The 25,910-nt window shown below is 42.3% G+C and carries 26 protein-coding genes; 10 read left to right on the top strand and 16 right to left on the bottom strand.

From position 1 onward, the window contains the following. Window positions 1-165 precede the first annotated feature (165 nt). Together ACEN9X_RS26270 and ACEN9X_RS26265 are read right to left on the bottom strand one after the other, a co-directional pair. Window positions 166-1,416: a sensor histidine kinase gene (locus tag ACEN9X_RS26270; RefSeq protein ID WP_413667955.1), complete on the bottom strand. Its 1,251-nt coding sequence runs from the start codon at window positions 1,414-1,416 to the stop codon at window positions 166-168. Next, entirely contained in the window at window positions 1,416-2,090 is a 675-nt protein-coding gene (locus tag ACEN9X_RS26265; RefSeq protein WP_413667954.1) for a response regulator transcription factor, read from the bottom strand. Before ACEN9X_RS26265 ends, ACEN9X_RS26270 begins: the two co-directional genes overlap by 1 nt. 138 nt (window positions 2,091-2,228) lie before the next feature. On the opposite strand from ACEN9X_RS26265, the gene ACEN9X_RS26260 reads away from it, so the two are divergent. Next, the gene (locus tag ACEN9X_RS26260; protein ID WP_413667953.1) at window positions 2,229-2,891 is read left to right on the top strand and encodes a cytochrome b/b6 domain-containing protein; all 663 of its coding nucleotides are present in this window, start codon (window positions 2,229-2,231) and stop codon (window positions 2,889-2,891) included. Between the two features lie 3 nt (window positions 2,892-2,894). Here ACEN9X_RS26260 and ACEN9X_RS26255 read toward each other — a convergent pair whose 3' ends face one another. Genes ACEN9X_RS26255 through ACEN9X_RS26230 form a run of 6 tightly spaced genes read right to left on the bottom strand, consistent with a single transcriptional unit; the run spans window position 2,895 to window position 6,868 of the window. Continuing rightward, entirely contained in the window at window positions 2,895-3,584 is a 690-nt protein-coding gene (locus tag ACEN9X_RS26255) for a VIT1/CCC1 transporter family protein (protein ID WP_413667952.1), read from the bottom strand. Between the two features lie 6 nt (window positions 3,585-3,590). Beyond that, the gene (locus ACEN9X_RS26250; RefSeq protein WP_413667951.1) at window positions 3,591-4,814 is read right to left on the bottom strand and encodes a DUF3570 domain-containing protein; all 1,224 of its coding nucleotides are present in this window, start codon (window positions 4,812-4,814) and stop codon (window positions 3,591-3,593) included. A gap of 14 nt (window positions 4,815-4,828) precedes the next feature. Beyond that, window positions 4,829-5,056 carry a DUF4266 domain-containing protein gene (locus ACEN9X_RS26245; protein ID WP_413667950.1) on the bottom strand — a complete coding sequence of 76 codons (228 nt, stop codon included), beginning with the start codon at window positions 5,054-5,056 and terminating at the stop codon, window positions 4,829-4,831. 3 nt (window positions 5,057-5,059) lie between these two features. Next, window positions 5,060-6,007, bottom strand: a complete 948-nt coding sequence (locus ACEN9X_RS26240) for an FAD:protein FMN transferase (RefSeq protein ID WP_413667949.1) — start codon at window positions 6,005-6,007, stop codon at window positions 5,060-5,062. Next, window positions 5,994-6,431 (bottom strand): thioredoxin family protein, encoded by a 438-nt coding sequence (locus ACEN9X_RS26235; protein ID WP_413667948.1) that lies wholly within the window; start codon window positions 6,429-6,431, stop codon window positions 5,994-5,996. Before ACEN9X_RS26235 ends, ACEN9X_RS26240 begins: the two co-directional genes overlap by 14 nt. Before the next feature lie 11 nt (window positions 6,432-6,442). Continuing rightward, entirely contained in the window at window positions 6,443-6,868 is a 426-nt protein-coding gene (locus tag ACEN9X_RS26230) for a ubiquinol-cytochrome c reductase iron-sulfur subunit (protein WP_413667947.1), read from the bottom strand. 310 nt (window positions 6,869-7,178) lie between these two features. Here ACEN9X_RS26230 and ACEN9X_RS26225 point away from each other — a divergent pair, with 310 nt between their 5' ends. Then, window positions 7,179-7,448, top strand: a complete 270-nt coding sequence (locus tag ACEN9X_RS26225) for a hypothetical protein (protein WP_413667946.1) — start codon at window positions 7,179-7,181, stop codon at window positions 7,446-7,448. 137 nt (window positions 7,449-7,585) lie between these two features. After that, on the top strand, window positions 7,586-8,038 hold the full coding sequence (locus ACEN9X_RS26220) for a pyridoxamine 5'-phosphate oxidase family protein (RefSeq protein ID WP_413667945.1): 453 nt from the start codon (window positions 7,586-7,588) through the stop codon (window positions 8,036-8,038). A 136-nt stretch (window positions 8,039-8,174) separates the two neighbouring features. Here the strand turns inward: ACEN9X_RS26220 and ACEN9X_RS26215 are convergent, their stop codons facing one another. Continuing rightward, on the bottom strand, window positions 8,175-10,676 hold the full coding sequence (locus ACEN9X_RS26215) for a cation-translocating P-type ATPase (protein WP_413667944.1): 2,502 nt from the start codon (window positions 10,674-10,676) through the stop codon (window positions 8,175-8,177). A gap of 264 nt (window positions 10,677-10,940) precedes the next feature. Further along, on the bottom strand, window positions 10,941-11,324 hold the full coding sequence (locus ACEN9X_RS26210) for a hypothetical protein (RefSeq protein WP_413667943.1): 384 nt from the start codon (window positions 11,322-11,324) through the stop codon (window positions 10,941-10,943). A gap of 264 nt (window positions 11,325-11,588) precedes the next feature. On the opposite strand from ACEN9X_RS26210, the gene glgP reads away from it, so the two are divergent. Then, complete coding sequence (glgP, locus tag ACEN9X_RS26205; protein WP_413667942.1) at window positions 11,589-13,241, top strand: alpha-glucan family phosphorylase; 1,653 nt, start codon at window positions 11,589-11,591, stop codon at window positions 13,239-13,241. 73 nt (window positions 13,242-13,314) lie between these two features. Next, on the top strand, window positions 13,315-14,328 hold the full coding sequence (locus ACEN9X_RS26200) for a zinc-dependent alcohol dehydrogenase family protein (protein WP_413667941.1): 1,014 nt from the start codon (window positions 13,315-13,317) through the stop codon (window positions 14,326-14,328). 51 nt (window positions 14,329-14,379) lie between these two features. Here the strand turns inward: ACEN9X_RS26200 and ACEN9X_RS26195 are convergent, their stop codons facing one another. Next, window positions 14,380-14,892, bottom strand: coding sequence for a flavodoxin domain-containing protein (locus tag ACEN9X_RS26195; RefSeq protein ID WP_413667940.1), 513 nt, complete (start codon window positions 14,890-14,892; stop codon window positions 14,380-14,382). A 228-nt stretch (window positions 14,893-15,120) separates the two neighbouring features. Between ACEN9X_RS26195 and ACEN9X_RS26190 the strand changes: the two genes are divergently transcribed. Together ACEN9X_RS26190 and ACEN9X_RS26185 are read left to right on the top strand one after the other, a co-directional pair. Then, entirely contained in the window at window positions 15,121-15,789 is a 669-nt protein-coding gene (locus tag ACEN9X_RS26190; RefSeq protein ID WP_413667939.1) for a BON domain-containing protein, read from the top strand. 241 nt (window positions 15,790-16,030) lie between these two features. Then, complete coding sequence (locus ACEN9X_RS26185; RefSeq protein ID WP_413667938.1) at window positions 16,031-16,405, top strand: response regulator transcription factor; 375 nt, start codon at window positions 16,031-16,033, stop codon at window positions 16,403-16,405. Window positions 16,406-16,467: 62 nt separating this feature from the next. Here the strand turns inward: ACEN9X_RS26185 and ACEN9X_RS26180 are convergent, their stop codons facing one another. The 5 genes from ACEN9X_RS26180 to ACEN9X_RS26160 all read right to left on the bottom strand — a co-directional run bounded on the left by ACEN9X_RS26180 (window position 16,468) and on the right by ACEN9X_RS26160 (window position 22,576). After that, window positions 16,468-17,520 (bottom strand): response regulator, encoded by a 1,053-nt coding sequence (locus ACEN9X_RS26180; protein ID WP_413667937.1) that lies wholly within the window; start codon window positions 17,518-17,520, stop codon window positions 16,468-16,470. Between the two features lie 138 nt (window positions 17,521-17,658). Beyond that, on the bottom strand, window positions 17,659-18,963 hold the full coding sequence (locus ACEN9X_RS26175; protein ID WP_413667936.1) for an NRAMP family divalent metal transporter: 1,305 nt from the start codon (window positions 18,961-18,963) through the stop codon (window positions 17,659-17,661). A 114-nt stretch (window positions 18,964-19,077) separates the two neighbouring features. Next, complete coding sequence (locus ACEN9X_RS26170; RefSeq protein ID WP_413667935.1) at window positions 19,078-20,490, bottom strand: L,D-transpeptidase family protein; 1,413 nt, start codon at window positions 20,488-20,490, stop codon at window positions 19,078-19,080. Window positions 20,491-21,237: 747 nt separating this feature from the next. Next, complete coding sequence (locus tag ACEN9X_RS26165; protein ID WP_413667934.1) at window positions 21,238-21,996, bottom strand: hypothetical protein; 759 nt, start codon at window positions 21,994-21,996, stop codon at window positions 21,238-21,240. Between the two features lie 217 nt (window positions 21,997-22,213). After that, the gene (locus ACEN9X_RS26160; protein WP_413667933.1) at window positions 22,214-22,576 is read right to left on the bottom strand and encodes a VIT1/CCC1 transporter family protein; all 363 of its coding nucleotides are present in this window, start codon (window positions 22,574-22,576) and stop codon (window positions 22,214-22,216) included. Window positions 22,577-22,646: 70 nt separating this feature from the next. Between ACEN9X_RS26160 and ACEN9X_RS26155 the strand changes: the two genes are divergently transcribed. The 3 genes from ACEN9X_RS26155 to ACEN9X_RS26145 are packed head-to-tail and all read left to right on the top strand — an operon-like array spanning window position 22,647 to window position 25,903. Then, window positions 22,647-23,117: a (2Fe-2S)-binding protein gene (locus ACEN9X_RS26155; protein ID WP_413667932.1), complete on the top strand. Its 471-nt coding sequence runs from the start codon at window positions 22,647-22,649 to the stop codon at window positions 23,115-23,117. Beyond that, on the top strand, window positions 23,114-23,722 hold the full coding sequence (locus ACEN9X_RS26150) for a c-type cytochrome (RefSeq protein WP_413667931.1): 609 nt from the start codon (window positions 23,114-23,116) through the stop codon (window positions 23,720-23,722). Before ACEN9X_RS26155 ends, ACEN9X_RS26150 begins: the two co-directional genes overlap by 4 nt. A 27-nt stretch (window positions 23,723-23,749) precedes the next feature. Further along, a complete protein-coding gene (locus ACEN9X_RS26145; RefSeq protein WP_413667930.1) occupies window positions 23,750-25,903 on the top strand; it encodes a molybdopterin cofactor-binding domain-containing protein in 2,154 nt (717 codons plus the stop codon). The last annotated feature ends 7 nt before the right edge of the window (window positions 25,904-25,910 follow it).

Raw genomic sequence — 25,910 nt, 5'->3', positions numbered from 1 at the left:
ATATCGCCGGATATTATGTTGACCCGCATCAACACAACAAATGATCTGCGTCATTATTTGATCAACTCGTATACAAATTGTATTCGTGCTAAGCTATTACGATAACCTGAAGCAAAATTGTAGTTGATCCCTGTGTATAAAAAACGTGACAAAACAGCGACAGGCTTAAAAAGAAACGGCAAATTTATGCCAGCCGGGCTCGTACTCATACTGAATAGTATAGCCATATAACTGGCAGATATTTTTAACCAATGTTAAGCCTAATCCGGTACCCTGTGAGTCCTTCCCTTTTTGAAAACGTTCAAAAATTTGCAGCCCGCTTAATGTATTTGCTGTCCCGGTATTTCTTATAGATAGCTGATCGGAATTAAGATCAATTATTATAGATCCACCCGGCACGTTGTGCCGGATGGCATTGCTTAAAAGGTTATTCAACAAAATATCAACCAGGTATTTACTGGCTACTATCTGCTTGTGGTGCAGGGTATACCGGATGGTAAGTTCTTTTTTTTCAATAAGCTCCTGAAACTGGAGTATTTTAGTTTCAATTATCATTTCAAGTTTAATTGGTTCCTCTTCAGTAACCAGTTTATTTTCCAATTTGGCCAATAGCAATAACGACTGATTAAGCCGACTGGACTTATTTATCGAACTGTAAATGTCTGCTATTTGTCCCAACTGATCTGCACTTAATGTTTCATCCTGTATGAGGGTATCCAGTTTAGTAGTAACAACAGCCAGCGGGGTCATCATTTCATGTGATGCGTTTTCGGTGAATTGTTTCAGATTAAGATAATCGTGGGTTACCCTTAGAGACATCTCCCTTATAGCTTCATTAAGCTCTGTAAACTCGTCAACTTTACTTGGTTTGCCTTTAAATTGGTCAACGTCGGCGATATTAAACTGTTTGATTTCATTTAGGGTGAGTTGAAAGGGTTTCCAAAGACCATTTAACATGTATTTATTGATGACAAAAAGTACTGCAAGTAAACCAGCCAGCAATACAAGCGTAATGATAGAAATAAGCTCGATAAGATTTTTTTGCCCTGCCCGCGAAACAGTGATCACAACCTTGTAGTTACTGTCTTTTTGTTTTACCAGGTCTTCTACCGCCCTGCCTGCTTCGCTTCGTTGTTCTTTTGGATTAAAATACGTTGTATCAAAAAAGCGCTTTAGTAACAGTTGTCTATTAGTTTTAACAAACACAGCATGATCACGGTCAACGTCATATTGCTGTGGGTTACCATTATTACTCCTGATATACTCTTCTGCCTCAGTTAGCTGTTGCTGAAGCGCCCGGTCAAGTTGCTGTGTGCCAATGTAATTTATGGCAAAGTAGTAAATAACTGCTCCTATCACTAAAACAGTCAGGGTGACGTAAACGCTCGTCCTGGTATAATGCTGCGCCAGCTTCATCAATCAGTAAATTTATAACCCATACCGTATATAGATGTCAAATAATCCTTCCCGCCAGCCTCCAGAATTTTCCGTCTGAGATTTTTTATATGCGTGTATATAAAATCAAAACTATCGTACATATCCATTTCATCTCCCCAAAGGTGTTCGGCAATGGCATTTTTGGAGATAACTTTTCCTTTATTGGCCATAAAATAAAGTAACATATCATACTCTTTCCTGGTCAGGACAATTGGAGTTTGATTAATTTCAACTGTGCGTCCCTGCATATCAACAGAAATTTCATTGAAAACCAATTTATTACTTGTATTGAAAGCTTTTCGGCGGTACACAGCCATCAACCGGGCTTTTAACTCCGCCAAATGAAAGGGTTTTGTAAGATAGTCGTCGGCGCCTATATTAAGCCCTTTTAATTTATCATCGAGCGAGTTTCGGGCCGAGATGATCAAAACAGCTTCGGTTTTTTGTTTGATGCTCAGGTATTCAAGCACGCCAAACCCTTCTCCATCGGGCAAGCCAATATCGAGCAAAACACAGTCATAGTCATAGTCAGAAAGTTTTTGCAGTGACGTAGTTAATGTGCTACAGCTTTCACAGATATTGCCATCTACATTCAAATAACTTGTGATGTTTTCGCGTAAACCTTGCTCGTCTTCTATTACCAGGATTTTCAAAGCTTTTTGATCAAATTTAAATATGGAAACTGAAGAGAAGCTGAAGTGTCACAAACTACAGACTTGCTTCAAAATCATCAGTTAATTTACAAACATTTTAAGTGAGGATATAACAAATCCTGTTTCAGTCAAAAAACTATGGCAATAATCCAACCTAATCATGAGAGCCTTATCCATCGGGTATACTCGGCCCCTTTGCGCTTTTGGCATTGGGCAAACACAATCGTTATCAGCGGTTCATTAATTACTGTTTTGATCAATTCCACTATTACCGATAGAAGGACTGTATCAAACATAATTAAAACACAGCTTAAGGCCGGTGGAGCTACCATAACCGACGAGCAGTCGGGCTCAGTTGCGCACGCTCTCGGAGATAGCGTTTGGAGCATACATACCTGGTTTGGTTATGTATTAGTCAGCCTATTGCTGTTCAGGCTTATTCTGGAGTTTTTTCAACTAGCTGATCAAAAATTCATCCGCCGGATAAAAGAACTTTACCGTCAGTTTCATTCCACCAAAAAAGAGCGTGAACTTGCCAAACATGAGCTTACAGTGAAAGCCATTTATGCGTTATTCTATATCTTACTTATTATAATGGCCCTAACGGGTTTATTCCTGGCATTTGAAGACCTTTTAGCACCATTTAAATCTATCAGGCATAGTGTTAAAGAAGTTCACGGATTTTGCATGTACCTGATTATCGCATTTATACTTGTGCATTTGGCTGGCGTATTTTTAGCTGAAAGGAAAGATGACAAGGGCATTGTTTCAGACATGATAAATGGCGGTAATAATAAATAAACATTATTTTCCGGTGATCAGCTTTGCCATAATAAATGCGGCCCCCGCGGCAAGAGCCCCAATAATTACTACTTTTAATGCGCCGTTTAACGCAGGCTGGCCGGTCATTTTACTTTTAAAATAGCCAAAAATAAATAAGCAAATTATCGTTACCCCACATGAGTAATAAAGTGCCTCTTGTGCTTCATGAATAATAAAATAGGGTGAAAGCGGGATGATGCCACCTACGATATAGGAAATGCCTATAGTGATGGCGCTTTGGGTAGCGCGGTTTGCATCAGGTTCTTCCAGGCCCAGTTCATAACGCATCATAAATTCAACCCATTGGGTCTTATCTTTCGCCAGTTCATCTGCAATCTCATCCTGAAGATGCTTTGAAAGACCGAAGCTTGCAAATACTTTCTTTACTTCTGCCTTTTCCTGATCAGGCACGTTCTCAACTTCATCGTATTCACGCTTCAACTCAGATTGATAGTGGTCAACTTCTGTTCGTCCGGCAAGATATCCGCCCAAACCCATGGCAATAGATCCGGCCACTATTTCGGCAATACCCGCCGTAACCACCAGGGCTGACGAACTTACCGCCCCACTTAGCCCTGCCGCCAGTGCAAAAGGTACGGTTAAACCATCAGACATACCGATAACGATATCCCTGATGGTTTCTGAACTTGTTACATGATGTTCGCGATGCATAATAATTTATTTAAACTTCATTGCTAAAGTTACAATATTTGAGTTTAAGCCCGTTGAGCGCATATAATGCCCTGCCCTGATCTCCAGCGAATTGAAATGCTGCCATCCAAATACACCAGTTGGCGGTGATAACCTGATATTGGCGCCAACAAAATTACTATGGAGTGTTGACAGGTCGTAATCGCTGGTATAATATACAGCAGTTGGATCATGTTGCCCATAAGGTGCAAAATAGCGTGTACCCTGCTGATTATTATACCGGTAATAGGGACTTACCGACACAAAAGAGGTTAGCTTTATGGGTATCTCCAATTCGGCTGTGTGCGCCTGGATCCCCCAATTGTCCATGTAATATCTGTAAAACGTTCTGATCACAAAATGGTCGTCCAGGAAATAATTGAACCTTACCGCAATGGGAAGTTTATAACGGCTGCCCGGCAGGTTTTCAACCCTTTCAGATCCATCGGTAAAATAATCACGTTGATATTTTGTTGCCAATAAACCATGCTGGTAGGACGGCTCGATAATAAACAAAGCCTGTAAACGCGTGCTCAGCACCTGCGAAATTGAAAATGATGTACTAAATGAATTGCGGGGACTATGGTCCACGTTACCCCGTCCATCCCTATCTGACCCTGACCCATATCCCGGCGGTCGTAACTCAACCGGCAATATAACTTTCCAGGTATCAAGGAACACCTGTCCCTTAAAATCAAACTGCGTGTTTTTATCTTTTGATACTCGGGTTAGGTTAATCCCTCCGCCGAAAGACTGGTAATCAAACTCATGTGAATAAGATCCGGTTAAGCCAAATGCGTTTCCCGTTTTATCGTTGGATACCGTCCAATTTAGTGAGGGATAAACACGGGTGTCCTGCCTGGACGCCGAAGAAACGCTATAAGGATCGATCTTATCTGAAGAGGCCGACGTATAATGGTCAACACCCAGTTCAAAAGTAAAAGTGTGCTTACTTCCTCCTACACCATATTTTGATAATTGCAGATCAAAGGTATTAGCAAAATCAGTCAGCTTTTCGGTACCAATACCGCCTGTAACAGCAGAGTTGTTACCATCCTGATGGTAATAAGCAGATACGATGTTAATTTCATCAATTTTAAGTTTACGTGGCTGGTAATTGCTACTATCTTTAACGGGTAAGGTTTTAGTTTGCGCATGCGCGGCAACTATTCCTAAATACAAAGCGGCAACGCATAAATATATTTTTCTCATTTCCGGCCGCCGTTTTAATTACATCCGCAGCCACCGCCGCTTTTACCGCCATTTGCTCCTGAGCCGCCTTCACGGTATAATTGAAAACTTTGCTCAAACTTCTGAGATTTACGGGCTGACAGTTCCATCTCCGCATCATTAAGGCGATTTTTCTGATAAGCCTTTACCGACATACAAGATGACAGACAAAGCGCCGGCAAGCTACTCACCAGCATTAATTTAATCAGGGGTATTTTTTTCATGTATTAATTTTTAACGTTGATATTCCTGGAGGTGTAAAGGCGGTTATTGTCGTCGATGATCACACAAGCAAGTTGCTGTAGTTGATTTACCAAATCAAGTCCTACCCTGATACCCATTACGGTTACCGGTGTGGCCATAGCATCGGCAAATTCCGCGCTTGGGCAAATAATGCTCACACTTTTAATCCCGCTTACAGGCAAGCCTGTTTTAGGATCGATGGTATGGGAATATTTTTTACCCCCTATAACTGCATATTTTTCATAGTTGCCGGATGTAGCGATAGCCATATCGCTAATATTAAGTGTTGAAAACGGGGTCAATTGCCTGTTTGGATCGGCTATAGCTATAGTCCATGGCTTGCCGTTGGGCTGTGTTCCCCAGGTGGTTAGGTCGCCAGCTGCATTTACTATGCCACTGTTTACGTCGTTTTGCTGTAAAATGGCTTTTGCCCGGTCGGCAGCATATCCCTTTCCTATCCCGCCAAAACCTATGCGCATACCTTTTTCTTTGAGCATAACTGTCAGGTGTTCAGGATCCATGATCACGTTTTTGTAATTGATCAGTCGTACAGCCTTACGCGCGGTTTCAGCATCAGGCAAACTTTTCATGTTTACATCAAAGTTCCAAAGGCTTTTATCAATTGATCCGTAGGTAATATCAAATGCCCCCTGCGTAAGCGCGGATATTTTGAGCGAGCGTTGAATAAGCTGAAAAACCTCCTGATCCACTTTTACCGGCTTTATGCCGGCAGCAGCATTAATCTGGTTGGTTTGGCTATCGTCGCTAAAGGTGGTGAGTAATTTTTCTATCCGGCTTATTTCTGCTACAGCCAAATCGATACGACCTGACGCCCAGTTCTCATCATCGCTTACTACGCTTATTTCAAAGCGGTTGCCCATCAATTTCAGAACGCGTTTGTAAACGGTTGGGGCAATTTCAATGGCTATCATTTGTAAAGGCTTTGATCTGGTCAATAAACTGATCGGTGGATTCATTTGGATACCCGTCCCACTCTGTTAACACTTTACCATGCTCATCAACAAGCAGTGTAAACGGAAATTTACCATCGGGGTTGTATTTGTCGGCAAGTGCCTCGTTCAGTTTCACCTGCTCTTTACTCAGTTGGTTTTTCTTTTGCCGTGGAAAATCAGCCCTTACCAAAACAAGTTTATCAGCGGCAAAATCATTGAATTTATCCGATTCCAGTATCTCTTTTCGTAACCGGATACAGGGGCCGCACCAGTCCGAACCGGAAAAGTTTATAACAATCAGTTTATGTGATGCAGAAGCTTCGGCCCGGGCCTTGCTGAAATCGCCAAGCCAGGTAACCGGCTTAGCCACAAATAAAAAAAATGTAAAAATCAGTAATTTCATTTTAACGTTTTTTAAGAGAATACCCTCAAAGATGTACCTGTTAGAGTTGTTTTATAAACAGTTAGGTTACGGTTTGCCGGCGAATTTTTAACCACTCCGGCCTCAGTAAACGCGGAGCCATGGTTATTACAATAAAACTGCTGACTACTACCCTGATAAATGAGCGGGTAACTTTCGTGCGTGCAGGATTGCTGAACAGCAATGTAAGCGCCGGCCGTAGTCTTTGCTACAATTACGCCGTTTGAAGCGAGGTAACCACCATTGCTCAGTAAAGCCGAATTTGCCGAAAGGCTGAGATCAAGTGTAAAATCAACGCCCGTCGGCCCGGTAATACTGCCGGATGCGCTATCTGATTTTTTACTGCATCCGATGCAATTGATCAACGCAAATGAAGCGGCCGTAATTCCAATCGTTGAAAGAAATTCTTTTCTGTCCATAAATTTAAGATCGGGGTATATAAATAAGTTTCCTTTAAATTTAATTAGCAATTAGGTATTTCAAACAATGTGCGGACAAACGGCTATTTTGTGTCGGTAAACAACGTAGCATAGTTATCTGCATTCTTCTTTTTTCAACAAGAATATTGCAACATTCTGTAGTTGAGATGAAATGCGTATTGTTTAACAGAATTTAACAATTTGAAGCCCTTAAAAAACGGTTATTAAAGCCAGGTACAGATTTGCTTCAAATTTGAAAGCTATTTTGGCTTACTGGAACTAACCTATAAATCATTGAGTATATAAAACAATGAGTATCCAATATCCCTTCAGGTCATCAAAGTCACGGCTTACTAAACCGCAGGAACAAATGCAGTTGATAAATGGCTACATTATCAATCACATGTTAACATCAAAAGAAAGCAAGGATGCCGAATCTATCTGGTTGGATGTTCGAGCTATCGGGCTCGATATCTCACACAGCTCATTCAATAATAAGTTGAAGAAACTGGTGGAGGCCGGCCTCATCGAAAAAATCTCATTCGGATATAACAAGTATCTGTATCGCGCAAAAACTTAGAGCGGCAGAGCACCGGTTAAAAAATTGATATCAGCAACAATTCAACAAGAGTGATATAGATCATATCTCCCGCTGACAAAGAACATCTTATTTAAATCCCTGCTTGTTTAGTTTTGATAAACTTAATGCTCTTAGCTATGTTAGGAAAATTGGAACAGCCGGAAATCGAAGCTTTGCTCAGCCGGCAAATTACAGGCCGCCTGGGATGCCACGCCAACGGTACTACCTATATTGTGCCTGTTAATTACGTATATAAAAACGGCGTTATCTATGCGCACTCAGGGCCGGGAAAAAAGATCGAGATGATGCGGCAAAACCCTGAAGTTTGTTTTGAGGTGGACGAAATAAAAAACATCTTTAGCTGGAAAAGTGTCATCGCCTGGGGAAAATTTGAAGAGATTACCGAAATTGGAGAACAGGAACGAGCTATGCAGGCGCTAATTCACCGGATCATGCCATTGGTTGAACAGCCTTCTGGCCATCCCTCCCATGGGATCACCGAAAGTGAATACGACCTGGGAGATAAAATTGACCTTATAGTTTATAAAATAATAATTGACAAAACAACCGGTCGGTTTGAGCACAATTAATCATCCGGTTGGGTGCGAAATAAAGAGCAGATACGTGCTGATTGTAACTGTTTATAGTTTCTTTCATGGTCAATAAAACCTAATTTGCTCCGATCAGGAGTATCCCCGAAATCATTAGCACATAACTATTGACGCGCTAATCTCGTTTTCTCTTAACCCATTTCAATGCCTCAAACCATCCGGCGGAAAGAGAACCTGCGCCGGCACTTACTGCAAGCTGAAATGCAGAAGGAGACTTAAATTCAAAGAACATTGCTAATGGCCTGATATAAAGCAACGCCAACCCAAGCAGCAAGGTAAAACCAAGCATCGGAAACATCAGCCGGTTCTTATACTTTATTGTAACCCACAGCGAGTAGTAAAATGAACGGTTAACCAGCGTCAGGAAAATATTGGCGGAGAGCAGGCAACTAAAAACCATGGTACGTGTCAGTTGCTCACTAAACCCTGCGTTTACTGCATATTGGTAAATAAGCAAGGTCACCCCGGTGATCACTAATCCTTGAATAACACTGGTCACTAACTCATTCCAATTGAAAAATGTCGAGACCAGAGGTCTTGGAGGCCGAAGCATGGTGTTCTTTTCAATAGGCTCATTCTCGTAAACAATAGAACATGTCGGCCCCATAATCAGTTCCAGAAATATAATATGAACCGGGGAAAACATATTAGGGTAGATCCATCCAAACGCTAAAGGAATAAATACAGTAAGAATGATAGGTATATGAATTGAAATAATATACTGTATTGCCTTTTTAAGGTTAGTATAAATACGCCGGCCCATGGCTATCGCGTCAACCATTTTTGACAAATCATCTTTTACAAGCACCAGCGAAGCGGCATCTTTGGCTATTTCCGTGCCTTTAGTGCCCATGGCTATACCAATATGCGCTGCCTTGAGTGCGGGCCCGTCATTAACACCATCGCCGGTCATAGCAACAATTTCGCCTGCGGCTTTTAACGTGTTGACAATCTTCAGTTTTGCATCGGGGAACATCCTGCTAAAAATATTGACATGCTTTATCTTCTCCCCGAACTCTTTTTCGGGCAAGGCGAGTAACGCGTCGCCGGAGATGGTTTCATTGCCGTTGCGGAAACCTATTTCCTTTGCAATTGCCTGGGTGGTGAAAGGATTATCGCCTGTTATAATTTTCACAACGATGCCTGCCTTGTAAAAAGCTTCCAGTACATCCTTTATGTTCTTTTTTGGTGGATCATAAAAAGCCACCAGGCCAATAAAGTCAAATTGGATTTCCTGCTGCACAGGCGGAAACTGATTGCCATCAAGAAGTCCCCGCCCTACGCCTAATACCCGGTAACCTTCTGCCGATAGTTTCCTGATCGCGCTTTCAATAACTTTTTTTTCTTCAATATTTAATCCTGATACCGCTAACAAAGCCTCCGGCGCGCCTTTTGCCGCAATGATCCGGTGGCCGCTTTTATTTTCAAAAATATGTGTCATCATTGGCGGCTTACCAGCCAATGGATATTCATAAACCATATGATAACCGGGGCGCTCATCTATATCACAGGTTTTCTGATAGTTTTCATGTAAAGCCACTTCCATCGGATCAAAAGGAATAGGTTCGCTTGCCCACATTGCCAATACTACCAACTGCCTTACTTTTTTTTCATCCGTCAACTCTACGGCGTCATAAAATTGCCTGGACCCTCTTAAATATAATTTGGCAAGACTCATCCTGTTTTCAGTAAGAGTACCTGTTTTATCGGTGCATATTACCGATGCGCTGCCTAAGGTTTCTACGGTTTTGATTTCTTTGACCACCACTCCCATCTGCATCAATCGCCAGGCCCCCAAAGCCATGAAAGTGGTAAATGCAACCGGGATTTCTTCCGGCAAAATGCTCATAGCCAGGGTAAGTGCTTTAGTAAGGCTGGCCAGCCAATCAGCAGAGCGGAAAAAATTGATAGCCCAAACAATCGCAAAAACAATTACGCCAATGATGACCATCTTTTTTACGAAATTGTTGATCTGTAATTCCAACGGCGTTTTTTCTACCGTGATTGCTTCCAGCCCCCTTCCAATTTTACCAAGCTGGGTCCGATCACCTACAGCAGAAACAGAAACCACTGCAAGGCCGCTTACTACTGTTGTACCCTGAAATACGATGGGTTCAACAGACAATGGATCCTTAAAAACCGGAAGGGATTCTCCTGTCAGTGTGCTTTCATTAACAGAAAAATCATTGGAATGCACGATCCTTCCATCTGCTGCGATAGACATACCTTCTTCGACTATAAGGCTATCGCCTACAACAAGCTCGTCGCTATTTATATCAGTTACCAAACCTTCCCGAACCACCCTGCACTTTGGCTGTGTAAAGTCTTTTAATTTATTTAGGGCGGCCTTGCTCCTGGAGTTTTGGAAAATAGAAATTCCGGCTACCAAAATCACGGCTACCGCTAAAAATATTGCATCGCCGTTCTGACCTCTAATTAAATATATAACGGCTGTTGCCAATAGTAAAACAACCATTGGCTCTGCCACGAGGTCTTTCAGAACAGCAAAAAAAACATTATTCTTTTCTATTGAAAGGCGATTAATACCATATTTTTCCCGCGCAACGGCAACGTCCAACCGGCTCAAACCCTGGATATGGAAATTATTTTTAGTCATTGACAACGCGGGGGGGTATTTAATAAAAAAACGGAACCGGTACCTCCCGTTCCGTAATGCCGCCGTCACCGGTATTGAACCCATGACGTGGATCATTTACCGAAACAGGAATAAATTCCATCCATCGGTTATAACAAAACTATCTACTATATTGAAGACCGGACAGGACAATGATCAGTTTTGTTTGTGATCCTCGTCATTTGGAGAACCTTAAATGCCTTTTAAAAACCAAGGTTTGCACCTATTTCTTCTTATTTCCTTAGATTACATCCATTGTGCGGCGAAGCGGTTAAATTCGTGTCGCAGGTTGTTAAAAATATTCTCCTCAGTGATGTAGTTCTCATGTATGTCGGCATGCTCAGCTGCAGTCCTTTCAGAGATCACGGCATCGGTAGCCAGTAATTGGGCCTCGATTGCCTTATCATTGATTTGAATATCCTGCCTTAACTTTGTCAGATAATCCCGGTGGATGCTGAACTGATTTTGAAAATGTTCAACCTTTTCCTGCACTTCTCGCGCGGTATTATCTGCTGCTATTTCCTGTAACCTCTCCTGAAGGATACCCAATTCCTGTGTATAAAAAACAATGCCCCGTAAAGCGTCATTATTGAGGTTTTTAACGTATTTGATATTGATATGATTTTTCATGATACAAAATTGCAACGCGCTGCCCATGGCCGGAATGACTACAAACAGCTGCAAGGGTGATACTCATCATGTATTACTAAACAACTGTTTACCAAATAAATGACCAATATCATTTATTTGAGGAGAAACGATCATTTCGCGGGCGAAGCAACAACCTAACTTTGTTGAACCTAAGCATAGTAATTAAGGCAAACTCATACCCGGCACCAGATAACACAAACAATAGCGCCACCTGTTATAGAATAAGCCACCAATCGACTATTTATGATAACCAAAGACGAGATTTTCGGCTATACGCCCGATAAAAAATATCAAACCAACGTAGCCTATTTTTCTATGGAATTTGCTGTTGACCAGGCGCTGAAGATTTACAGCGGAGGGTTGGGCTTTTTATCAGGTTCGCATTTGCGTAGCGCCTATGAGTTAAAGCAAAACCTGATTGGGATAGGTATTTTATGGAAATATGGTTATTATGACCAGGTAAGAGATAGTGAAGGTTTGATGAAAGCAGAATTTATCCGGAAAGAATATGCTTTTCTGAAAGACTTATGCATTGTTTTCCAGGTATCCGTTCATGACGCCCCGGTACATGTTAAAGCTTATTTACTGCCGCCTGAAACGTTCGGAACAGCCCCATTAATCCTGCTTAGCACCGATATTGACGAAAATGATGAGCTTTCGCGATCCATCACTCATTGCCTGTATGACCCGAATGAAGCAACCCGCATTGCGCAAAGTATCATATTGGGCATTGGTGGAGCTGCTTTACTGGACCTTTTAGGGTTTGAACCGGATATTTACCACATGAATGAGGGGCATTCCCTACCCCTCAACTTTTACCTGTTTGATAAATTTAAAAGCCTTGCAGAGATAAAAAAACGAGTGATATTTACAACCCATACCCCCGAAATGGCCGGTAACGAATCACATAGCTATGCACTGTTAAAAGAAATGTCGTTCTTTTATCAATTACAGGGCACCGAGGTAAGGGCAATGCTGGGCATGGAAGGCGATCAGTTAAATTATACATTAGCAGCACTTAAATTTTCCGGAAAAGCCAACGGAGTTTCAAAGCTTCACGGCGAAGTCGCCAGGCAAATGTGGGGTAAAAACCCAGGCATCTGTGAAATCACTTCTATTACCAACGCGCAAAACAAGGCTTACTGGAGCGACACTGATCTTAACGCGGCCTTTGCTGATAATAATGATGACCGCATCATAGCCTGGAAAAAAGAAATGAAAAGAAGCATGTTCAAAGCCGTAGCCGATCAATGCGGTAAACTTTTTGACGAAAACATACTAACCATTGTTTGGGCGCGACGTTTTGCAGGCTATAAACGGGCTGGCCTCATCATGAAAGACTGGGAACGTTTTACACATTTGCTCGAACAAAGCGATTACCCTGTACAGTTGATCTGGGCAGGTAAACCTTATCCCGAAGATAAGGATTCCATAGATCAATTTAACCAGATCATGGTTAAAACCAAGCCTTTTAAGTGCTGCGCGGTGTTGACAGGCTATGAGCTTGCGCTATCGGCTATGTTAAAAAAAGGATCGGATGTGTGGCTGAATAACCCGAAACTTTATCATGAAGCATCAGGCACAAGCGGTATGACGGCGGCCATGAACGGAAGTATAAACCTTTCGATGCCTGATGGCTGGGTTCCCGAATTTGCCCGTGAAATGAATAATTGTTTCCTGATCAGGCCCGCGCCTGGTACGATATCAGAAGAAGAAAAAGATATTCTGGAAAACCGGAACCTGATGGACTTGTTAGAAAACGTAATAATGCCCATGTATTATCGCAACCAGGATCAATGGCTATCTTTCATGAAGCAAGCAGCAAAAGATATATTCCCAGCCTTTGAATCGGCAAGGATGGCTGATGAATACTACATGAAAATGTACAGTTCATAAACTATCAGCGATGCAATAAATTATATTTTGACGTCGGCTGTTTTGATGCTTAATAAATAAAACCGAAATACTCATGATATACCCCGATACGATGAGCGCCATGGTGCTGGAAAAAGCCGGCAACCCGCTCATCTGCAAAAAGCTGCCGATCCCCCGGCCTTCTGATAACCAGGTGCTTGTTAAAGTATTGGCTTGCGGCATTTGCCGTACCGACCTGCATATAATGGATGGCGAACTTAATAAACCCAAACTTCCGCTAATCCCCGGGCACGAGATCTTAGGAACAGTAATCGAAACCGGAAAGGCGGTCAAAGAACCAGTTGCTGGCCAGCTTGTAGGTATACCGTGGCTGGGGAGTACCTGCGGGCATTGTAAGTTTTGCCTGCAAGGAATGGAAAACCTTTGCGATACCCCGTTATTTACCGGCTATACCATAGATGGGGGCTATGCCGAGTATACAGTGGCAGATTCCCGCTTTTGTTTTGTATTAGATGAGCCGTATCGCAGCCCATCTTCAGCCCCTTTGCTTTGTGCCCGCCTTATAGGTTTTCGTTCTTATCAGATGATTACGGCATCAGCCCAAAATATAGGCATGTATGGCTTCGGGGCAGCGGCTCATATCCTTATCCAGATAGCTATAGCCCAAAATAAGAAAGTGTTCGCGTTCGTTCGCGACAATGACCACCAGGCAAAACAGTTTGCAAAAACAATGGGCGCATATTGGTCAGGCGGCAGTTCAGAAACAGCTCCTGAGTTACTTGATGCCGCTATTATTTTTGCATCCGCCGGCGAATTAATTCCGAAAGCTTTAAAAGAGGTGGGCAAAGGCGGGCAGGTGATTTGCGGGGGCATTCACATGACCGATATCCCGGCCTTTTCATACGATTTGCTTTGGGGCGAACGCTCGGTAAAATCAGTCGCCAATTTAACCCATCAGGATGGTTTGAACTTCTTTTCGGTATTAAAAGATGTTGCGGTACATACGCAAACCCAGGTATTCAAACTGGCCGAAGCTAATGAAGCAATCTCGATGTTAAGATCAGGGAAAATCAGCGGCGCCGCAGTGCTGGTTATGGATGAAGCCTGATCTAAAAGCTGCTATTCTGAACTGTTTGACATCTGCACAAAAAAGCTCGCGCTAATCGTCAGCTAAACGCTGAATTTGCGCAATGATATCATCAAGGTGGTGGCGGTCTATATAGTTAAATCCCTTTTTCATAACTAATTTTTTCTCCGGATCCTTTTCCAGCCACGCGCCCATCTTTAATAATAACCGGTCTTTCCACGAAAGTTTAGCGACAACGCATCTTCCTGAGAGGAAAAAGATTTTGGCTACTTTGCTGATGTTGTGGTCGAGGTTGTTTTTTATCAGCGTCTGGCGCTGGGCAATATCCTCACCATTGGTGCTACTAACGATGAATATAAAAAGCTTTTTGTGTTTTAGACTATTGATATTTTTCCTCAGCCAATCACGCAGCACTAACTTGCCAATATAAACTGGGCTACCAATTACAATCATATCATAAAGAGCCAGCAAGTCGGGAGTTACACTCTCGGCTTTTGATACCGGCATTTGCAAGATATTGGCCAGCCAATGCGCATATTGTTTAGTCGCGCCGTATTTACTCCCGTAAATGATGATTCCTTTCATGGCAATTGTCGATTTTGTACGGGCAAGTTACCTGGCAAATACCAATACAAAAATGACCTGGGTCATGTTCGAAAATGGTCCAAACTATCGCTGTTCCCTACCTTTTTTGTATGGGTTATTATCGTGACAACAATCATCCGGGGTACTGTCCACCGTCATGTTGTTTTCTACTGAAAATGAGGTCATTTGAATATCAATTAACACAACTCTATTATTTAATAATTAATTATGAAAACAGACCATGAAATTCAGAAAGACGTGATGGATGAACTTAAATGGCAACCATTCCTAAACTCATCCACAATTGGAGTTGCCGTTAAAAACGGCATTGTTACGCTGTCGGGTACCGTAGACACATTTTCTAAAAAGGTTGATGCGGAAAAGGCAGTAAAAAAGGTGGCCGGCGTAAAGGCTGTAGCCGAAGACATCCAAATAGGGATTTCCCCAATCTACCGCAGAACCGATACTGAAATCGCCGAGGCAATATTAAACACCCTGCAATGGCATTCAGCGATCCCCAACGATAAGATCAAAATCAAGGTAGAAAGCGGCGTTGTCACACTTGAGGGCGAATTGGAATGGGAATATCAGCGCGCCGGCGCAGTAACAGCTATTCAAAACCTCACGGGTATAAAATCGGTAATCAACCGGATTGCGCTGAAACCCAGGCTATCTCCTTACGAACTGGAGCAAAAAATTAGCGCGGCTTTTCACAGAAGCGCAGGTATAGATGCAGCGAAGGTTCATGCGGAGATCGATGGAAACACCGTAACGCTGACCGGCAGGGTACGCTCCCTTGCGGAGAAAGACGACGCCGAGAATGCAGCATGGGCCGCGCCCGGCATATTCCATGTAAAAAACAAACTGGATATCGGAGAAGCTGAATTTGCTTTTTAACAGGAAGGCGCTGTCGCTTTATGGCAGCGCTTAATTTAATTGAATAGGGTTGTCAGTTTGGCACAGCTATATCCTCTTCACATTATGATTATAACTATTTAGGATTATTAAAAATGGCGTTTCCAATAACGAGGCAGCTCAGCTGATACCAGCTCACAACTCACAGGAGTATTTAAGAAATCTTTTATATCTTTATTATTGAAACTCTGTTTGCGGCACTAAGACCACAAGATGAGGCGCTATGAAAAAAGTCTTGGTAATTGAAGATAATCAGGATATCCGGGAAAATACAAGTGAGTTATTGGAACTGGAAGGTTACGAGGTACTGACGGCTGGGGATGGAAAAACTGGTTTGCAGTTAGCGAGAGACTGGTTGCCGGATGTTATCCTCTGTGATATCATGATGCCCGTGGCCAATGGCTATGAAGTGTTTAGTTCACTAAAATCGCTCCCTGTTACAGCAACGATTCCTTTTATTTTTCTTACGGCAAATACCGAGAAAAAAGAAATGGAATCGGGGATGCATTTAGGAGCAAAAGGGTACGTTTGCAAGCCTTTTAGCCCGGAAGAATTACTGCAAACGCTTGAGCAATGCCTGCGATCGGCTGGGGAATAAAAAACACACGCTAAACTTCCTCCGTCATAATTTTAACATATTTGTCGGTTTTTCAAAAAGGATTAATTCTTCATTTTACTTAACCGCTGCAAATCAATCACTCTGATTATACTGCCATTTTTTTCGATCAATCCTTCGCTGCGGAAATCTGACAATGTGCGGCTAACGGTTTCTGTAGCCATACCTGCAAATGCGGCCAAATCCTCTCTGGAAATACGAATACTTCCGTCTCCAGCGTTGGTTTGCTTGTAAAGCCTTAAAATGGCATCTGCCATTTTCTTTCTAACAGAATCATAAGCCAATTGCAGCAAACGATCTTCATTCTCCCGTATTTGGCCCGCCATCAGTTTAATAAACTCACTTGTTATATCGGGATATAAATTAAGCATTTCATCCAACCGCTCCTTGGGAATGAGGCATAACTGACTATCTTCAACCGCGCTGGCAGTTTCCGAATATACATCATCGGCCAGGAGAGCCCTGACACCCAGATATTGGCCTGCCGTATGCAAATCTGTTATCAATTCCCGCCCGTCTGAAGAAAGCTTGCTGGTTTTAATTTTCCCATTCAATACAACATACAAGCCGTTCCCTTTATCTCCTTCATAATATATAACCTGATTTTTTTTGAATGAACGAACCTTGCGTTCTTTAATGATCTTTTGCAGTTCGGCTAAACCTTCATTCCGGGAAACAACACAGCTTAGCTGATCAAGGCTCCCGCTATAAAATTTCTTTTGCTGTTCCTGCTTTTTCAATCTGCTCTCAATGGCTGCAAACAGTTCCACATCATCAAAAGGCTTGGTGAGATAGTCATCAGCTCCCATTTCCATCGCCTTGCGTAAATCAACCCGATCCGCCTTGGCTGTAAGAAAAATGAATGGTATGTTAGCCGTTTCCGGCAATTTATTGAGCATATACAGCACACCATACCCGTCGAGCTCCGGCATCATAATGTCACAAAGAATTATATGCGGCAAATGGGTTTTAGCAAGTTCAACGCCTACCTTTCCGTTCTCTGCAGCATAAACGGTATAACCGGCCAGTTCGAGTATTTCAACTACACCCTCCCGAATGTCGGCGGTATCTTCTATTATTAAGATTGGAATACTCATAAATCAGGTACTGGACATAGCCTAATTTAAATCATTTAATTGAGGTGTCAAAATCATTTGGCTTATCAGCAATAAAAGCGTGTTTATTTAATATAAAAAAGGAAGTCAATGATTATAGCTGTTGCGAAAGGATCTGGTTTATACGTAAACTGTATAAAATAACGCTATCGCAGACGCCCCCATAGTGACGAAAGTGAACCAAAGCAGTATTTTAGAAAATAGTTTACTTTTGAATTCCCCCATGATATTTCTGTTAGAAGTGATCCGGATTATTAAAAAAAGTAAAGGCACCGCAGCAATTCCGTTTAACACTGCAGCATAAACAAGTGCTTTAACAGGATCTACCCCGCTATAATTGATAAGTAATCCAATTAAAGTGGAGATACAAATAACAGCATAAAATGCCGGGGCCCTTTTTAACTTCAAATTAAGTCCCGATTTCCAATTGAACGCTTCACAAGTAGCATATCCTACTGAACCAGAAAGCACGGGAACCGCCAGCAAGCCGAGGCCAATGATACCAATTGAAAAAATTAATTTTGCTAAAAAACCGGCGTTCGGAAAGGTATGTACCAATGGTTCGATCGCTTTTGCGGCATCGGAAGCGCTCCTGATGTCTGTTACACCGCTGTTGTGTAAAACCGTAGCAGAAACTACAATAATACTCCAGGTGGTAAATTCTGAAAACAACATTCCGAAAGTATTGTCGATATGCATCCGCTTAATTTGCCCCCGGCTTACTTTTGGTTTATGATGTGAAAGCCGTTCCCATTCCTTTTGTTCCTCTACTTCCTGTGATGCCTCCCAAAAAAACATATATGGAGAAATAGTAGTTCCCAACACCCCTGTAATAATAAACAGGAAGCTAAAATTTAATTCAAAATGAGGTAATACTGATGCTTTCAGTATAGTGAGCCAGGGTTGCCGCACAATAAATAAAGTTATGGGATATGCAAGCAAGGTTATCGCCAGCCATTTTAAAATCCTGGCATATGACCGATAAGAAGTAAAAACTTCAAGAATAAGGATTAATAGCGTAAAAAACAACGTCAAGGTAACAAAAGATGTTGGAACCAATAATTGCGCGGCAGCGGCCATGGCTCCTATGTCGGCGCCGATATTAATGGTATTTGCTATTAATACCAGCCCTGCAACCGTGTACAAAACACCTTTGCTATAATGTTCCTTTATTACGGCCGATATACCCTTACCGGTAACCATCCCGATGCTTGCGCAAGCTTCTTGCACGGCGATCATAAAAGGCAACATATAAAGAGCTGTCCACAATTGATTATAACCAAACTGTGCACCGGTTTGCGAATAAGTGGCTATACCAGAGGGATCGTCATCAGCAGCGCCGGTTGTAAGGCCCGGACCCAATACTGAAAAAAACTTCACCACCCCATTTTTTCGATTTTTAATTAGCTGCTGGTTACTTTTCATTATCGCAAAATGTCAGAATAATTTGATCTATGTTAAGCAACCTCTTCAGGGGAAAATGAAACCCGGAACTTTAAAATACCAAATGGTTAAATGTTAAGGTTAGCAAACCGATGTTTATTTCACACTTATGTTATGTGTATTTTTACCATAGATGGCCATTTCAAGGCTTTCATCCAAATTATAGATATCTTCAAACCGTATCAACTCGCCGTTTCTCACTTCACACGTTAAATAAGTAATTTTTAAAGGAACCGACTTATTAAGAATAAAATTTTGAGTCTTTGCTTTTTTCAAACTCCTGTACATTTGAGCAGCTTGTCCCAAACCGTCATATTTAAGCAGCAACGCACCAAGTTCAGCCGCCTTATCTATCCAAATGCAACCATTACTTACATCGCGCTTATCCAATATAAACAGTTTTGGATCATCCGTTTGATTTAAATAAATATTGTAGCTATTTTGAAAATGAAACACCATCGCCCCAAGCGTTTTATCGCACCCCGGCGCTTGTTTGGCATAATATCCGCCAGGTGATTTTAATATCAGTTTCAATTGGGCATTTGTGATATCTGTTAGTTCCCCGTCCATATTGTAGATGCTTATTTGGTTGCGCACAAGAAACAGGCTATCTGCAAGGGCATTTTGTAATATATGATGGGTAAATATCTGGTTAGGGATAAGCCAATTCGGATATGTAGTCAAATAAGTCACCTGACTTTGCAACGTCGGGCTTGGTGTTTCCGGTGCTCCTACAATTACTTTAAAGAGCATTGTAGTATCCGGCAAATGCAATTTTAACGTATAAGTTGGCACATTGATCTGGATAAACTCTTGCTTGTCATCAATCTCCGCCCATCTGATCCGTTCCATATTGGCGGCTATTTTCATAACATCGCTGCCAGGTTCTCCGTAACAATCGTCAGGCGCCTGCCCCCTGATTACATACAGCATTTCCCGCAAAACAACGTAGATTTTAGCACGTGGCTGAACACTAAGAATCGCATCTTTGAAATCGGGCGAATCTATAACGTTTTTTAGCTTGGTTTCCGCTGCAAACGGAATGTCCATCCCATAATCGATACGTGCAGATCCGTAATCTGGATTTAGTTTTCCGTAATGCAAATGATTCATCATGGTGATTATCGCATCCGTGAGCAAAACATCAAATTTTGCCTTCAACGAGTCACCCACTGTATTGGGATTATCTAAAATATCACGAAGTACGTCGAATTGAAGGTCCTTGGGATGAAAATCGTTATGCGATAATCCGTACTGCATTACACAATCTATAAGCAACATAGCATTTCCGGTATTTGAATGAGATTCGGGGTTTATCCATACCGCGCGATAGTTATTTTGCCTGTAAAAACGGGTTGCGGTTTGCGGGTAATGTAATACCTGCAGTAAAGCTGGTGAATTCAGTTGATGACGGACGGCACTGACTAGCGCCGGATTATTGTCCTGGGCAAATCCATCTATCGAAAAGAATAATTCGACTATAAACATCACCAAAATCAACTTTTTCATTTTTAATCATTTTATGATACCGGTGCCATTTTCGAAGAGACAAATGATCATCAATTTTTTAAGTAAAGTTTTGAATAACATTTACCAAAAAGAATGACCTCCGTCAAATAACTTAATGATATCGGTCACCCGGAAAACTCGGTTATTGAAACTATGTGGAAGATATCAGCAGTTGAAAGTCAGAAATGATAGTCATTTCTGACACTTTTCAAAGCGCGGATAAGCAAAGTTTGTCCTATTGGTAATCAGCTCTTAGAAATAGCTTTTTTTGGAGTATCAAATCTTTCCAAACCGGAATCGAACCGGTACGGTTTCCGACAGATCTTTTAGACTAGTGCGTCTGTCAATTCCTTCATCTTGAAGTTGTGAATATTTACATTTAAAATAGTTATATCTTTGTTAAATAAGCACAAGCGATTTGATTATTTAAGGGTGATCTATCAGGTGACCCCTAACTGAATAAAAGCACAAAGCATTGATTTATAGCGGACATTAAACTGCTTACTGAACCCTAACTCTCCGCCAGATATCAATTAGGATCAAAAAGCGCTGTAAAATTATTTACGGCGTTTTTTGTTTTTAACCCACAGCAGGGATTGGATTTCTGCTCTACAGGTAACTGGATATTACAACCATCGATTTACGCAAACGTCTTTAAAGCCATGATTTGCTGCTTCCCTAAATCAAATCCCCCTCCGGCCATTGTAGTAAATCCAGGCGCAAACCTCCGGATTAATTATGCGTGACCTAAAACCGGCGACCTACAATGATCTTCAAAATAGCCCTGTCTGAATTTGACGTAAAACCGTACCCTACACCGCCATTAAACTCCCATTTAGGATCAACGTTCAAGTCGGTTGCAACAAACAATTGATGGTCTTGCAGCTTAATTGGGTCATAATGAAAAAATGGGCCTGTACTGCCATAATATTCCAGGCCAAGTGCAACAACTTTTGTTACATCATAACTCCCTTTAACGTTAGGTGAAAACGTAAAACCCCTATTCTGATCGGGGCCTTTAAAGCTTTTTTCGAGCGTTGGGTTAACGGATATATAAAGTTTATTCCATTTTTTATCAATGATCGGCCTGATCTCCAATGTGGATGTATTGGCAGAAAATGCAGCTTTTTGAAAACCGAACTCGGTTGAAATGCTTACCCCTACCGGCCAATTCCAGCTTTCCGGTGCAGCAACCCTGGGTCTTATATGAGAGCCTACATAAGCGGTGCGGCCGCCATCGCCTACTGAATTAAAAATGTAGAACCCGGTTTCAAACCATGTTGTCCAGCCATGAGTAATCTCAATGGTTTCATGTTCAACATGATTTGTAGGAAGCTCGCCGTTACTTACTGTTGTACTGCCGCTTATCGTATAATTACTGTGAAGCTCAACCATGGTTTTGCTTTTTTCAACGGTCTCTGAACCATAAACCTGAATTTCATAATTATCCTGTGCTTTTAGGTTGAGGGCGCAAAATGTAAGGATCAGTAAGTAAACGTATTTCATCGATATAAAGCATTAAAACGGATACAAATAGTATTCGTGCCAAGCTATTACGGTAATCTGAAGCAAAACTGTAGTTGACCCTTTGTATAAAAAATGTGACAAACGGCGACAGGTTTAAAAAGCAGCGACAAATTAAGCCTGCCGTATTTTTGCCGAAAGAAGAGATGACAGAGGCATAGTTTCAGACATGATAAACGGCGGTAACGGTAAATAAACATTATTTCCCTGTAATCAGCTTTGCCATAATGAATGCGGCCCCTGCGGCAAGAGCCCCAATAATTACTACTTTTAATGCCCCGCTTAACGCATGCTGGCCGGTCATTTTACTTTTAAAATAGCCAAAAATAAACAAGCAAATTATCGTTACCCCACATGAGTAATAAAGTGCCTCTTGTGCCTCATGAATAATAAAATAGGGTGAAAGCGGGATGATGCCACCTACGATATAGGAAATGCCTATGGTGATGGCGCTTTGGGTAGCGCGGTTTGCATCAGGTTCTTCCAGGCCCAGTTCATAACGCATCATAAATTCAACAACAATCGTCGAAATGGCTGCCCCAAACAATAAGTTCCTCCTCACCCGGAAAAGTACAATACTATTGTTTTGATTTCTGATTTTTTCCTAATTTTATTTAACTAATCACTGGTTTATGATCAACATTACGGTAAACGGGCAACGTCACGATGTCGATGCTGACCCTAACATGCCTTTACTTTGGGTTATTCGGGACATCCTGGGCCTAACAGGTACTAAATTTGGCTGCGGCGCAGCACAATGTGGGGCATGTACAGTACATTTGAATGGCGAAGCAGTACGATCATGCGTTACGAAGCTAAGCCGTGCCGCTGGGCAAAAAATAGTAACAATCGAAGGGCTTTCTCTCCATAATAATCATCCGCTACAATTGGCCTGGAACGAAATGAATGTCCCGCAGTGTGGCTATTGCCAGTCGGGACAACTGATGTCTGCAGCCGTATTGTTACGCGAAAATCCCAACCCAACCGATCAGGATATTGATGACGCTATGTCGGGTAATATCTGTCGCTGTGGTACATATCAGCGCATCCGGGCTGCCATTCACAAAGTTGCAGCCATGCAAACGGAAGGAGCCAAATTATGAAGAAGCTGCTGATCATAAGCACCATACTTATCGTTGGAGGGGCACTACTGCTATCGTTCAGAACGGAACCTGTAAAAGTTAATAATTCCCCCCTCTTAGCAAAAGACAGCGTTGGCTCAACCAAAGCATTTATGTCGGTATATAAAGTATTGATGAGTGCAAGGTGTATGAATTGTCATCCCTCTGGCGATGTGCCTTTACAGGGCGATGATAGCCATTTACATACGATGAATGTTAAGCGGGGTGCCGACGGGCACGGCATTTATGCTGTTCGCTGCAGTAACTGTCATCAGGCGGAGAACACCGCAGGTTTGCATATGCCGCCCGGGAATCCTAAATGGGGTCTGCCTCCTGCCAATATGCGAATGGTGTTCCAGGGACGTACCCCACGCCAGCTGGCATTGCAACTTCTTGACCCTAAACAAAACGGCGGGCGTACCAAACAACAGCTAATCGATCATATGGCTAAAGACGACCTGGTAGGCTGGGCATGGCATCCCGGCGATGGAAGAACGTTACCTCCTATGAGTCGGACAGCCTTTGTTGCACAGGTACGTTTGTGGATAGCTAAAGGAGCGTATGCACCTTCGGCAAAGGCAAAATGAATGATTTAAACGATAAGAGCAACCATTATGGAAACTAATGCGATATCAAGAAGAAATTTTCTCCGCGTGTCTGGTCTTGCCAGCACCGCACTTTGTTTAGGCTTTTATTTCCCCGCCAATGCAAAAAAAGAGCAGTTAATATCGGCAAACGGCGCTGAGCATGGCTTTGATTTTAATGCCTGGATGCATATCGATACTAATGGCAAGGTAACGCTCACAGATCATCGCGCAGAAATGGGTCAGGGATCTTTTCAGTCCGTGCCGCAAATTATTGCAGAGGAGCTGGAGGTTGACCTCAAGGATATCAGTGTAGTTTTTGCACAAGGCAATCCTGATAAATTTGGCAGTCAGATTACCGGGGGCAGCTCAACCATTAGGGGATCTTACAAAAAACTACTCAAATTAAGTGCAACAGCGCGTGAGATGCTGATCACCGCGGCGGCGAACAAATGGAATGTCCCTGCTGGCGAGTGCTACGCAGAATCTGGCCACGTTATCCATAGGCCGTCCGGAAAAAAATTAAATTACGGAGAACTGGTTGTTGATGCATCTAAACTCACGCCTCCTGCAGATGTTAAGTTGAAGGAAACATCTCAATATAAACTGATTCGTAAGCCTCTTCAAAGGCTGGATACGCCAATGAAAACCAATGGTGAGGCCATCTTCGGGCTGGATAAGAAGCTGCCGGGAATGCTTTATGCATCTGTAGAGCGCAATCCTAGGCTGCGCGGTAAGCTTAAAAGTTTTGATGCCTCCGCGGCTTTGAAAGTTCCGGGGGTGAAAAATGTATTTAAGATACAAATGATGGTTTTTAATACTACCCGTGATGGCGTGGTAGTTATTGCCAATTCAACCTGGGCGGCTATGCAAGGCCGGAAAGCGCTAAAGGTTGACTGGGATGAAAGCGGCTTTGAGCATGTAAACACCGCCGATATATACAAACAGCACGAGGAACTACTTCAAAAAGAAGAAGGCCTTTCATTTAAAAAACAAGGTGATCCGGATGATATTTTGGCCAAATCGGCCAATAAAATTGACGTGATCTATCAAACACCTTACCAGGCGCATGCCGCAATGGAGCCGTTAAACTGCGTGGCATATTACCAAAATGACAAGATAGAAATTTGGGGCCCTATACAGGCTCCGGATTGGGTGCAGGGTGATATCAGCAATAAATTTAAGATGCCTAAAGAAAAAGTGATCGTTAATATGACTTTTTTAGGCGGAGGCTTCGGTCGAAAGGCTTTTTTGGATTATACCCATGAGGCCGTAGCCATTTCGAAAGAAATAGGCGGACCGGTTCAGGTTATTTGGTCAAGAGAGGATGATGTAAAGCAAGGTCCATATCGTGCCGGAATTTCCTACAGAGGCCAGGGTGCCATTGAAAATGGTGAAATCAGTGCATTGAAATTCAAAATGGCCGGTCAGAACATCGATCACTGGAATACTGATAAGAGAGGAAAAGCCAATAATAGTACAACAGAAGGTTTTTTGAAACCTTACTTTGACAGTATTAAGAATATCAGCTTCGCCGATGTTCCCTATGAAATGCCTTTGCCTAATATGTGGTGGCGTTCGGTTTATGCCTCTACAAACGGTTTCGGCTATGAGAGTTTTATCAATGAAATGGCTGCTTTGGCAGGACAAGATCAGCTTGACTTTAGAAGGAAATATTTAAAAGATGAACGTTGTCAGCGCCTGATTGACAGAATGGAAGAAGTTTCGGGCTGGAAATCGAGGAAAAAGAATGAAGGCTTTGGCGTGGCAATAACCGAATGTTTTGAAACTACCGTAGGCCAAATTGTAAAAGTTTCCAGGCACACAGATGGAAAAGTGAAGATTGACAAAGTATGGGCAGTTATGGATTGCGGCTGGTACGTGAATCCGGATATTATTAAAGCTCAGGTTGAGGGATCTGTTGTTATGGCATTGGGCGCAGCTACTATCCATGAAATTACATTCAAAGATGGACTGGTGGAGCAGCATAATTTTTACGATTACCTGATGCCTCGAATGAGTGACGTCCCTCCTGTTGAAGTACATATTATGGAAAATACCGCAGATGCCGGAGGTGTGGGCGAACCCGGCTTACCGCCTTTTGCCCCTGCACTCACTGATGCCATATTTGATTTAACAGGTAAAAGGATCAGGAAATTGCCATTTAAGTTGAGCGAGGTTTAATCGACTC

Source organism: Mucilaginibacter sp. Mucisp86, assembly GCF_047324315.1.
Classification (GTDB): domain Bacteria; phylum Bacteroidota; class Bacteroidia; order Sphingobacteriales; family Sphingobacteriaceae; genus Mucilaginibacter.
Note: the sequence above shows the minus strand (reverse complement) of the source record. Positions and strands in the feature narration are given on the sequence as shown.